Source organism: Chryseobacterium sp. T16E-39 (genome assembly GCF_002216065.1).
Taxonomy (GTDB): Bacteria; Bacteroidota; Bacteroidia; order Flavobacteriales; family Weeksellaceae; genus Chryseobacterium.
This window is the reverse complement of sequence record NZ_CP022282.1, coordinates 2,470,102-2,482,429: the sequence shown is the minus strand read 5'-3', so window position 1 is coordinate 2,482,429 and position 12,328 is coordinate 2,470,102. Positions and strand designations below refer to the sequence as shown.

Sequence of the window (12,328 nt, the reverse complement as noted above, 5' to 3'; positions counted from 1 at the left end):
TAATTGTGATTTATTTTTTCTCTGCAGCTTGCATCGGATTTACTTTTCCACTGGCTCCGCCTCTTATATTTTCATGTTTTTGCTTGAATACTTGGAATTTTGATGTCTGTGCGTTACTTCCATCATTGCTCCAGAAGTTATTTGAGGTGTCAATATCTGCAGTTTCCCGCATTGGATCCAGTTGAATAGATTTTAATTTCTTTTCAAAATAGTAAGTTTTGGAAACTTTTTGTTCATTGAGTCTCCAGATCTGAGCAGAGGATTTGTCATATAATTTAGTTCCGTCTTCAAATGTAAATTCTAGAATAATTGGCATTACCAATCCACCTTTGTTGACAAAGTCAATCTGGTATCCCTGAATATTTTTGAATTTTTCTTTATCCTTCTTGTCCAGAGTTGTATTGTTATCATTTATAAGAGAATGTTCTTTTGTATTGTCTACTTTTTCCTGTCCTCTGTCATAACGATAGTAGAAATCCTGAGCCTCCTTATCCTTGTCCACATAGAATGTAATATTCTTGTCCTCTTTGTTTCTTATTTTTGAGATATCTTCAAAATCATTGACCAACGCTTTGTCTACTTTATACTTTACTTCATTACCCGTTGGAGAGGCATCTAAATCCGGTGTACCAATGGTAACTTTATCAATAGCAATATCAACAGGGTCTATTCCGTAGAACCAACCTCTCCAGAACCAGTCCAGATCCTCGCCACTTGCGTCCTCCATGGTTCTGAAAAAATCTGCAGGTTCAGGATGTTTGAACGCCCATCGTTTAGCATATGTTTTGTACGCCTTATCGAAAAGTTCTCTGCCCATAATTGTTTCACGAAGAATATTCAATCCTGTAGCAGGTTTGGAATAGGCATTTGGGCCAAACTGAACAATGTTTTCAGAATTACTCATAATCGGTTCCAATTGATCTTTAGGAAGTTTCATATAATCTACAATTGTCCATGCGGGTCCACGTTTCGATGGAAATTTATTATCCCATCTTTCTTCGGTAAGATATTCTGTGAAGGTATTAAGACCTTCATCCATCCAGGTCCATTGTCTTTCGTCTGAATTAATGATCATCGGAAAGAAATTATGTCCTACTTCATGAATAACTACACCAATCATTCCATTTTTAACCCCTTCTGAATAAGTTCCGTCTTTCTCTGTTCTTCCAAAGTTGAAGCAGATCATAGGATATTCCATTCCATTAGCTGCTTCTACAGATTGGGCAACCGGATAAGGGTATGGGATTGTGAATTCTGAATAAGTTTTGATGGTATGGGCAACAGCTCTTGTAGAGAATTTTCTGTATAATCCATAAGCTTCTTTTCCGTAGAAACTCATAGCCATTACTTTATTATTGTTTTCAGGAATGGTAACCCCCATTCCGTCCCAGACAAATTTTCTTGATGAGGTCCAGGCGAAATCTCTTACATCGTTGGCTTCAAATAACCAGGTTTTTCTTTGCTTTGATTTATTTTTTTCAGCTTTCTTAGCTTCGTCAAGTGTTACTATTTCTATTGGTTCAGTAGAGCCCTGAGCCTTCTTGTATCTGGCTAACTGGTCAGAAGACAGGACCTGATCGTAATTTTTACATTCACCCGTTCCTCCTACAACGTGATCGGATGGAACGTTCAGTGATACTTTAAAATTTCCGAAGACCAATGCAAATTCTCCCCTTCCTGTAAACTGATGATTCTGCCATCCATGGAAATCACTGTAGACACACATCCTTGGATACCATTGGGTCATGGTGTAAAGATCGTTTCCATCCTCCGGAAAATTCTCATAACCACCACGGCCACCCATTTTGATTCGGTTGGTAATATTATAGTTCCAGTCTACTTTAAAAATCAGCTTTTCTCCTTTTTTTAAAACCTTAGGCAGGTCGATACGCATCATCGTTTTGTTGACTGTATATAGTAGAGGATTTCCTGAGGCATCGGTTACCTTTTCAAGATGTACCCCATATCCATTGTCTTTTTCAGGAAGTTCTGTCGCTTTTAACTGTTGATCATTTGAAGTTTTGGGAAGAGTAGTTGAAGCTCCATAATTTGCTTTGTTAATAGAGGATGCTTCGTTTTCATCCAACTGTAACCAGATATAATCAAGGTCATCAGGAGAATTATTATAATACGTGATCGTTTCAGAGCCTTTCAGGTTTCTTTTATCCTCATCCAGATAAGCTGAAATAGAATAATCAGCTCTGTTTTGCCAGTACCCTTGTCCCGGAGATCCGGATGCTGTCCTGTAAATATTTGGAGTAGGTAAAATGGTTCCTAATTGTTCAAATTTATTTCCGTGATTGCTTCCCGGATTATTTTGAATGTTTTGTGCAGTCGCACCTATAAATGTGAATACAGAAAGTACAGTTACTTTTAGTTTCATGACCGAATGGTTTAATAATTTTCAAATATACCAATAAGTAGTTGAAAATATATCAATCATTAAAGCCTAAAATGGAATTCTTTCTAAAGTCATTTTCAATGCCAGTGCAAATACCCCGGACGAGATAAATAATACCCAATCCTTTTTGTTGATTTTGAAAATGGTTAAAGCAATAAAAAGCAGGATTAATATAGCAAAAACAATCACGATTTGACCTAATTCAAGCCCAATATTAAATCCTAAAAGAGGGATCGCAATACTTTGGCTTTTAGCGATCATCACTCTTGCTGTATTGGCAAATCCCATTCCATGAATTAATCCAAAAATCAAAGCCAGATAATAATTTGTTTTATCCAGTGTCTGTTTTTTGTTTTTCATGATGATATTTCCCAATGCTGTAAGTACGATCGTTAAAGGAATTAAAAATTCTACCCAATCCGATGGAACTCTCACCACATCCAGAATACTTAACGCAAGAGTAATGGAATGGCCAATCGTAAATGCAGTGACTAGGATCAGTATTTTTTTCAAATCTTTATAAGAATAGATCGCAATTAATGCCAGTACAAAAAGTTGATGATCCAAAGCGTCCAAAGAAATGATATGTTCCCAGCCTAGTTTTAAATAAAATAAAAAATCTTGCATGATAGAGTGATAATGTAAAGCGTACGAAAATAATGATTAATTTCGGAAAATAATTAAGTCTACGGTTATGAAGGGTATATGGTTATTGCTACTTCCTGTTATTTTTTTGTTTTCTTTTACTAAAGAGAAGCATCCTTATCATGTGGGTTCTGTCGAAATCAATTATAATGCAAAGTCAAAAACATTTGAAGTAACAGGCCGTTTTTTTTTGGACGATCTTGAAAATGCATTGAATAAGAAATACAATAAACCTTTTCATTTCAATGATCCCAAGTATAAGCTTCAGTTAGATGAAGCCTTGAAAAATTATTGTACCGAATACCTAAAGCTGAAAGCGGACAGTAAATTTTTAAAAATAAACTATATAGGCTATGAAGAAGACAGTGAATCGGTGAATGTTTTTTTAGAAACCGAGCCTGTAAACATGCCAAAGAAAGTGGAAGCTGCTGTAAGTTTTCTGTATAATTTATTTGATGATCAGATCAATATTGTTCATGTCATTCTCAAAGGAGAAAGGAAAAGTGAGAAGCTGAGTTATCCGAATCGGTATTTATTTCAACAATTTTAATCATACCTTATACTAAGAACACCTGTATTTCACAGGTGTTTTTTTTCTTTAAAATACTTTTATTATAAAAATTAATACACCATTGTGTGATAAATAGAAATTATTTATCTTTGAAAGCATATAAGGAAAAGTTAATTTATATTTTAACATTTTATTTAGAAAATTTATTGTTGATAATATAAATGAATAGAGGAAACTTATATTATAAATTAAATCTTATAATAGTGAGTAATAATTATTATTAAGATTTGTTAATAATTATAAGATTTGTTTGTTTTTTAAATAAAAATAATTATATTTGATAAGATTTAAAATGTTAAATTTTTATAAAATGTGATATTTTATTAATTTTTATTGAAATTAATGCGGGTGAAAAAAATACACTAGTTCCTTATTGTTGGAAATAATAATCTACTCAAAATTATTTTATATGAAAATTAGAAAAAGTTACCTTCTCTTCGTTTTCTTATCTGTTTGCAGTGTTATAAGTACGCAAATTGGGCTGAATACAACAAATTCGCGTTGATGATAATCCTTACAATAGGAGTTTTAGTGGTTGCCAAGGACGTATTGGGAATGTTGCCAATGCAATAGATCCAGTCTTCATGAACTAGAGCTACACTAGCCCCAATTCAAAACAATTGTTGATCTTCATAATAGGAGATTAAATAGGCTTTAATAAACACAATTATAATTTATTACTTACCGGCGTGAAAGTTCCCATTTAATCCGGTAAGTCAGGCACTAAAAATTCTAATAACACAAATTCACTATATTGAGCGCTTACTTCGGTAGGTGCTTTTTTATTTAGCAGGAAGGGCTTTACAGGATTATTTTTTTCTTCTGAGATAGAGGTATATAGGTGTTTTTAAAACTAACAAGCGTTCGTTTGTAACATTTTGGCAATAAAATTGACTTATTAAATAATAATCTTCATATCAAATTATTTTAAGCGAAATAAAGAAGGTTATGAAGTGCTTACTCTGTAAGTACTTTTTTATTTTATTGAATTAATTTTCAACTTGTAAAAGAGCATTGATCCCTTTTGTATGTTCGAGTAAATCCGGGAAGAATTGATTATAGCAGTCCTGAAGGAAATCTTTATTTTCTAAGAAAGCTTTAAAAACGGGGATGTCTTTATCCAAATATTTTGCTTTATTCAGGACATTTTGTATACTGAATTTTATTCCCCAATCTTCGCGATAATTATAAAGCCAGTCATCCGATTCCATTTTTACCAGCATATTTTTGAAATTTTCGGGAAGCCATTTTTTGTTTTCATTGAGTACTCTGTATACTTTTAACGAATGCTCTTTCCATCCTTGTAATGAATTGAGACTATAATCAGTGGCCAGAAAATAATCCATTGATACATCTACAAAAGCTCCGGCATACAATCTTACCAAAGGGCTGAATACTTTTTTTGCTTCATGGATGGCGGGATGGGAATCTGTATAAGTATCAATTGCTCTGTGTAAAGTGATTCCGTCCTGAATGTCCTTTGGGAATGAAAAGCGGTCTTTATTTCGGATAAAGTCTTCCAGGAACTGTCCTACAATTTGTTGGTCAGTGAAAGAAAGAAAAGAATGTGCTAGGTAATTCATAGGATAAAAGGCTACAAAAATAAAACCTTCAAATAAAGTTAAGATATTTGAAGGTTTATAAACTAACTATTTAAAAGAAATTATCTAACAATAAACTTTTTACTTTCTATCAAAGAATTTTTGTCATCATAAATATTGAGGAAATACTCTCCTGATAGTAATCCTTTTAGATTAATCGTCTTTTCGTTGGTGGTTATTATATTTTGCCCTATACCGTTATAAACTTTAAAGGAATATTTGCCTGGTCTATTGCCTGAAATTTGAATCATGTCATTAGCCGGGTTAGGATATAGAATGAATTCTTGTACTTCACGAGGTGTTTCTTTTGTTGTCAGGAAAGATTGGGTTTCGGGCATGAAATTAGAAACGACACAAGCAAATCTTGTAAATCCATAAGCTTCATTTGCTGGTTTTGTGCTTCCAATAGCAACTCCTGTAGGATCGCTGTTGTAATTGATACCCGGATTCGCCCAACGATTAATTCTGGTGCAATTGAATCCTTTTGATGAACACTCGTCATTGTAAGCCATAATTGTTCTCCATCTTTGAGAAGAAGTGCTTGAGCTTCCCAGGTCAATAGCTTTTTTGTTGGTGTACCCATGGTGGTGATCACAAGGAGTAGTGCTGCTGTCAACATACCAGTCGTGTCTTAATCCCATATTATGGCCAAGCTCATGGGCTAGTGAGTAATTGGAGACAGCACAATTGTATAAGCTTACACAGAATCCTGAACTGCTGGAGTAGTTGGTTGAGCTGGTGTTAACATATCCCAGGCCACAGGTATTAGTAGGAGTTGAGGTAACAAGAGCGCAAAGATCTGCTCCATATGTTGTTCTTAAAGTATGAACATTATCCATAAAACCATCATTGTTGTTTCTTAGTCGTGGTAAATCCGTACTTAAACTTCCTGATTCTGTGTAAGAGATCTCGCCGGAATAAACCAGATTAATGGTTACATTAGAAACCCCGGAATTGGTAAGTGCAGTATTGAAGTTGGTGATAGCAGTAGCGACAAAAGAGTTGCTTTGTGAAAGTCCACCCCACGCATTTTTAGCTGCAGTAGTAAATACGACCATCACGTCAATTCTTGTTGCGGGGCAAACAGGAGTGGAAGATAGGCATACATTGGAGTTTGCTTTATTGCTGGAAATTTCTGGTTGGTCAAGAATGTAATCGTCTATTGAATCCTGGTTGAGGATTTTTGAGTCGCTGACTTCGGAAAGTGCAAAGATATTTGCATCTGTCTGATGGAACATTACCTTTTCTCCAGTACCTGAAGCATACATTCCTGTTACAATACGGTCGTATTGAGAAAGGACAAGCTCTGCCTGAGGATCGTTGTTTACCGTGTAGATATAGGATTCGCTCTTATTGCTATAGGTCAAGGTGCGGCTAAATTTGGCAGTAATTTCTTTGCCGTTGGGAAGACTGATTTGCAGATCAGATTTTAGGTTAAATGGAGCTTGTGAATAGTACTTTGTTGCTAAATAAGAAGAAGCTAATTCTCTACTTACTTTTTGGTTACTCTTCAAACTGCTTTCATTAATAGGTGTTTGGAAGATCTTGTTTTGTGCAGATAATAGTGTTGCACAAAACAGCACGAGAATAGTGAATTTTGTTTTCATTGTATGTGATTTATGTGGTGAAATACAAATGTATACAAAATATCAACATGTGGTGAATTTTTTTCAAAACATAGAACGATTCTGTGTGAAATTTTTAATAATATGGCTTTCTTGTTGGTGAAATTGATATAGGGGCTATTGGTGTGAGTAAGATTTTTTAAATTCAGAGGGTGTCATTTCTGTCATTTTTTTGAAGATGGTATTGAAGGCTGTTTTAGAATTGAAACCGGATTCAAATGCAATTCCGACCATTGACAGTTTTTGATGAGAATCATTTACTAGTAGTTGCTTGGCGTACTCTACTCTGTACTTGTTGACAAAATGGAAAAAGTTTTCATTGAAACCATTGTTGAGAAGATAGGAAAGTTGATGAGCATTAATTTGAATTAAATCGGATAACTTCAATAGATTGAGATCACCATCCAAAAACGGTTTTTCAGTTTCCATTAAAGAGATTAATTTTTGTTTTAAAATATCAAATTCCTGATCAGGGATTAATTTTTTCTTTTCAATTATTTCTCCGTCATTTTCTAATTCGATGGATAACAACTCCGCCCGCTGTTTTTTATCAATGGGATAGATTTCCTTTTGACGAAGGACATAGAATAGAGTGCTGTAGACAATGAACAAAAATAAAAGATCCATGACCACATGCTGATGCATCTTATATACAAAAGTGTTAAATAGTTCGTATCCAACAGTTATAATAATTGTCGTAAAAAGAAGAAAGCTAAGTTTAATGAGCCATTGGAGGTCTATATTTTCAGTGTCTGACGAGATAATTTCTATTCTTTTTTGGTGTTTTCTTATTTTAAAATAAATTAACGCAATATAAGGGAGGTTGTGGGAAACCGCCATAAGCATTACGATACTGTAAATGGTCTTATTGTCATCGGAGCAAATGAGTAATACCCAATAAACTATAGGGGCAATAAGACAAAAAATATCTTTTCTTTTGAAATGATAATTAGGATTGATGAAGAAGACAACACTGAAAAACAAAAATATAGGTGTTAATATCTGTATAGAATACACCCCTTTTTCAAACAGTGGGGTGGGCGGAAGGTTACAAAATTGCAATACATTTAATATCCAGTAACTCGACCACAAAAATAAAAATAACCCAAAAAAGAAATTAGCCTTTTTGTTCACCCGCAATGGGTTGATTAATACGGTGAATGAAAACAGTGTCAAGCCACCATAAAGCAACACAAGGACAAATTTTTGAATATTTTCTAGTGGCATTGAATTACATTTTTATTAAAAAATTCGTTCGTGAAAGTCCTCGATTTTACTTACTTCCTCAATTTTGATCCCGAATTTTCTTTTTGGAATTTTATTCAGATTCGAAACAAATATTTTTTCATAACCTAATTTTTCGGCCTCCGAAATTCGTTGTTCCACCTGAGCTACAGGTCTGATCTCTCCGCTTAATCCGATTTCACCAGCAAAGCAAAAATGTTCTGAGATGGCGATGTCCTCATTGGAAGAAAGAATAGATGCTACCACTGCCAAATCTAGAGCCGGATCGTCTGTTTTTATCCCTCCTGTAATATTAAGAAAAACATCTTTTGAGCCCAATTGGAAGCCTGCGCGTTTCTCTAACACGGCAAGAAGCATGTTTAATCTTTTTGCATCAAAGCCGGTAGAGCTTCTTTGTGGTGTTCCATAAACAGCGGTACTTACCAGTGCCTGGATTTCAAGAAGCATAGGGCGGTTTCCTTCCAGAGTTACAGCAACAGAATTTCCCGAAAGTTCCTCAAATTTTTTTGTAATTAAAATTTCGGATGGGTTTTTAATCTCTTTAAGACCCTGAGAGATCATTTCGTATATGCCGATTTCTGAAGTCGAGCCAAAACGGTTTTTATTTGCTCTTAATAACCTGAAAAGATGATTTCTATCTCCGTCAAAGTTAAGAACCACATCAACCATATGTTCCAATACTTTTGGTCCTGCAATTTGTCCGTCTTTTGTAATGTGCCCTACCAGGAATACAGGTGTGTTATTTTCCTTAGCATATTTGATGATCTCATTAGAGCACTCTCTGATTTGAGAAACAGTTCCCGGTGAACTTTCAATCAGTTGAGATTGCAGGGTTTGAATAGAGTCAATGATGACAAAATCAGGTTCTAATTTCTTAGCTTCATGAAGGATTTTTTCTAACGAAGTTTCAGTGAAAAGAAAACAATTTGGATTTTGAATCTCAGATAAACGGTCTGCTCTCATTTTAATTTGTGAAGCACTCTCTTCTCCTGAAACATAGAAAACCGTTTTTTTCATTTTTAAAGCCAACTGCAAGAGCAGCGTCGATTTTCCAATTCCGGGTTCACCGCCAATTAAAGTAACGGAGCCCAAAACGATCCCGCCTCCCAAAACTCGGTTAAGTTCTTCTGAAGGAGTTTTTATTCGGGGTTCCTCAATTGCTTCCACCTCCACAATATTGATGACATGTTGTTTGCTTTTTGAGGAAGGAAGACTTTTATGGGTAGGTTTTTCTACAATTTCTTCAACAAGAGTATTCCATTGCCCACAATTTTTACATTGTCCCATCCATTGAGAATACTGGGTTCCACAGTTTTGACAGAAATATGCTGTTCTAAGTTTTGCCATACCGCGAAGTTCAAAATTTTTTTTGAATTTTACTTCTCAAATTTTAGTTAATTTTCACTCATGAAAAATATTCTGATAAATAGTATCATGATTTTTGGAGTCATGACATTTTTGAATTTTGTGATGAGTATTCTGATTGTATCTCTCTTGAATTTACCTGGTGGTAGTTACGGAATGGCTCCTTTTCTGATTCTAATGGAAGGTATAATTGTATCTGTCATTGGTTTCATTACAGTATTGATTTTTAAAAAAAGCTACCATTCGATGATTAGGATAGCTGTTTTATTTGAAATCATTTATTTGTTTAGTCTCATTATTTCGGGTTTTAATCCTTTTGGTAGTAGGGATGATCATTTTTTTAGTGTATTGACGTATGCGAATTCAGGCATTGTTTTACTGGTTATATACCTTATAGATTTAATTAATTCAAAAATTTCGTTTTCAAAAGATAAAAAATTACCATAGATCAAGATGCTATTCAGTTTATCAATTTACCTTTGAACAAAATAATTTTAAAATATATTACTATGAAAAAGATACTATTCGCTTTTGTATTTGCTTTTCTAAGCATTAGCGGTTTTGCACAGTCAACTTGGAATGTAGATCCAATGCATTCTTCTGTAAATTTCAATATCAAGCATATGGGGATCAGTTTTGTGCAGGGAAGGTTTGATAAATTTGAAGGAACTATAACAGCTCCGGGAGCTAATCTGGATAAAGCTACATTAAACTTCAGTGTAATAACAGGTTCTGTAAATACAGGGGTTGAAATGAGAGATAAGCATTTGAAAAGTGCTGATTTCTTTGATGCTGAGAAATTTCAGACCATGAAATTTGAAGGAACTTCAATTGTAAAAGACAAAAATAATTACACGCTTAAAGGAAAGTTAACGATCAAAGATGTTACTAAAGAAATAAGTATCCCTTTAACATATGGAGGTATTACTAAAAATCAACAGGGAAAAGAAGTCTTAGGTTTCCAGACAAAATTTACAGTAAACCGTCTTGATTATAATATTAAATATGATCCAACTGGTGCAGGGGTAGCAAAAGATGTGGATGTAAACTTATATTTTGAATTAATAAAACAATAATTTTTTTAAATATAATTTGGTTTGGTCAAAGGTTTCTCAAGTAATTTTGAGGAACCTTTTTTTATTTCTTGGTAAATAAATTGCCTCGTATTTCTTTTTCCCATAACTTTGCACAAACCTAATCTAATGAGTAAAAAGAATACTAAATACATCTTTGTGACAGGAGGTGTAACTTCATCTTTGGGAAAAGGAATCGTTTCTGCTTCTCTGGGACTATTGCTGAAATCACGCGGTTTTAATGTAACGATCCAAAAACTAGATCCTTATATTAATATTGACCCAGGAACATTGAATCCTTATGAACACGGAGAATGCTATGTAACCGAAGATGGTGCGGAGACGGATCTGGATTTAGGTCACTACGAGCGATACTTGGATGCTCCCACTTCTCAAAATAACAACGTTACCACAGGGAAAATCTACCAGACTGTAATTGAAAAAGAAAGAAAAGGAGATTTCCTTGGAAAAACAGTTCAGGTAATTCCTCATATTACTAACGAAATTAAGCGAAGAATTAAAATGCTTTCCAAGCAGAACTACGATATCATTATTACTGAAATCGGAGGTACTGTTGGGGATATTGAATCTCTGCCCTACATCGAGACTGTTCGTCAGTTAAAATGGGAGTTAGGCGAGAAAAATTCTATGGTGATTCACCTTACTTTATTGCCTTATCTGGCTTCAAGTGGAGAATTAAAAACTAAGCCATCTCAGCATTCTGTTCGTCAATTGATGGAAAGCGGAATTATGGCTGATGTTTTGGTTTGCAGAACAGAGCATAAAATTCCAAAAGATCAGAGAGCTAAATTAGCTCAGTTCTGTAATGTTCCTTTGGATAACGTTATTGAATGTAAAGATTTGGAAACCATTTATGAAGTTCCAATGTATTTGCAGAAGCAAAACTTCGATGATGTTGTTTTAAAAGGATTGGATCTTAAGAGTGATAAAGAAGCTGATCTTAAAGACTGGAAGAACTTTCTTAAGAAATTCCAGAACCCGAAAAGAACGGTTGAAATTGCTTTAGTAGGTAAGTATATTTCTCTTCAGGATTCTTATATTTCTATTGCTGAAGCATTTAAACATGCCGGTGCAGATTTGGAAACGGAAGTGAAAGTAAGATGGGTTTATAGTGGAGATATTACTCCGGACAATATAAAAGAAACACTAAAAGGCGTTAGTGGGATTCTTATAGCTCCAGGTTTTGGAGATAGAGGTATTGAAGGAAAAGTTCTTACAGCGCAATATGCAAGAGAAAATAAAATTCCAATGTTGGGAATTTGTTTAGGAATGCAGATTATGACTGTTGAATTTGCCAGAAATATTCTTGGATATTCAAAAGCGAATTCCATGGAGTTTGATACAGCTACAGAGCATCCTGTAATTTCATTAATGGAAGAGCAGAAAAATGTTGTAGATAAAGGAGGTACAATGCGTCTTGGTTCTTGGAAATGTTCTATAAAAAACCATTCTAAACTTTCAGAAATCTACGGAAGTAAAAATATTGCTGAAAGACACCGTCATCGGTATGAGTTTAATAGTGATTATTTACAGGAATTTGAAAAAAATGGTTTCCTTGCAACAGGAACTAATCCTGAAACCGGATTAGTTGAGGCGCTTGAATTGACAGATCATCCATTTTACGTTGGAGTACAGTATCACCCTGAATATAAGAGTACGGTGGCAACACCACATCCATTATTCAGAGCTTTTATTAAAGCTTGTGAGAAAAAATAAAGCAATTTATATCGTATAAACGTCATATATAAACTCAGGCTGATAATCATCAGCCTGAGTTTATT

The 12,328-nt window shown here is 34.4% G+C and carries 10 protein-coding genes; 4 read left to right on the top strand and 6 right to left on the bottom strand.

The genetic code is table 11. From position 1 onward, the window contains the following. Positions 1–10: 10 nt before the first annotated feature. The gene (locus tag CEY12_RS11185; RefSeq protein ID WP_089027774.1) at positions 11–2,383 is read right to left on the bottom strand and encodes a M1 family metallopeptidase; all 2,373 of its coding nucleotides are present in this window, start codon (positions 2,381–2,383) and stop codon (positions 11–13) included. Positions 2,384–2,449: 66 nt separating this feature from the next. Further along, positions 2,450–3,028, bottom strand: a complete 579-nt coding sequence (locus CEY12_RS11180; RefSeq protein ID WP_089027773.1) for a HupE/UreJ family protein — start codon at positions 3,026–3,028, stop codon at positions 2,450–2,452. Between the two features lie 67 nt (positions 3,029–3,095). Here CEY12_RS11180 and CEY12_RS11175 point away from each other — a divergent pair, with 67 nt between their 5' ends. Beyond that, complete coding sequence (locus CEY12_RS11175) at positions 3,096–3,596, top strand: DUF6702 family protein (protein WP_089027772.1); 501 nt, start codon at positions 3,096–3,098, stop codon at positions 3,594–3,596. Positions 3,597–4,606: 1,010 nt separating this feature from the next. Here CEY12_RS11175 and CEY12_RS11170 read toward each other — a convergent pair. The 4 genes from CEY12_RS11170 to radA all read right to left on the bottom strand — a co-directional run bounded on the left by CEY12_RS11170 (position 4,607) and on the right by radA (position 9,435). Next, the gene (locus tag CEY12_RS11170; RefSeq protein WP_089027771.1) at positions 4,607–5,200 is read right to left on the bottom strand and encodes an ACP phosphodiesterase; all 594 of its coding nucleotides are present in this window, start codon (positions 5,198–5,200) and stop codon (positions 4,607–4,609) included. Positions 5,201–5,280: 80 nt separating this feature from the next. Continuing rightward, positions 5,281–6,825 (bottom strand): zinc-dependent metalloprotease, encoded by a 1,545-nt coding sequence (locus CEY12_RS11165; RefSeq protein ID WP_089027770.1) that lies wholly within the window; start codon positions 6,823–6,825, stop codon positions 5,281–5,283. Between the two features lie 135 nt (positions 6,826–6,960). Then, entirely contained in the window at positions 6,961–8,070 is a 1,110-nt protein-coding gene (locus CEY12_RS11160; protein ID WP_089027769.1) for a helix-turn-helix domain-containing protein, read from the bottom strand. Between the two features lie 15 nt (positions 8,071–8,085). Next, positions 8,086–9,435, bottom strand: a complete 1,350-nt coding sequence (gene radA, locus CEY12_RS11155; protein WP_089027768.1) for a DNA repair protein RadA — start codon at positions 9,433–9,435, stop codon at positions 8,086–8,088. Positions 9,436–9,495: 60 nt separating this feature from the next. Between radA and CEY12_RS11150 the strand changes: the two genes are divergently transcribed. The 3 genes from CEY12_RS11150 (at position 9,496) to CEY12_RS11140 (ending at position 12,263) form a co-directional block, all read left to right on the top strand. Next, positions 9,496–9,900, top strand: coding sequence for a hypothetical protein (locus tag CEY12_RS11150; protein WP_089027767.1), 405 nt, complete (start codon positions 9,496–9,498; stop codon positions 9,898–9,900). Between the two features lie 62 nt (positions 9,901–9,962). Then, positions 9,963–10,529, top strand: a complete 567-nt coding sequence (locus tag CEY12_RS11145) for a YceI family protein (protein WP_089027766.1) — start codon at positions 9,963–9,965, stop codon at positions 10,527–10,529. Between the two features lie 126 nt (positions 10,530–10,655). Further along, positions 10,656–12,263, top strand: a complete 1,608-nt coding sequence (locus CEY12_RS11140; RefSeq protein ID WP_089027765.1) for a CTP synthase — start codon at positions 10,656–10,658, stop codon at positions 12,261–12,263. The last annotated feature ends 65 nt before the right edge of the window (positions 12,264–12,328 follow it).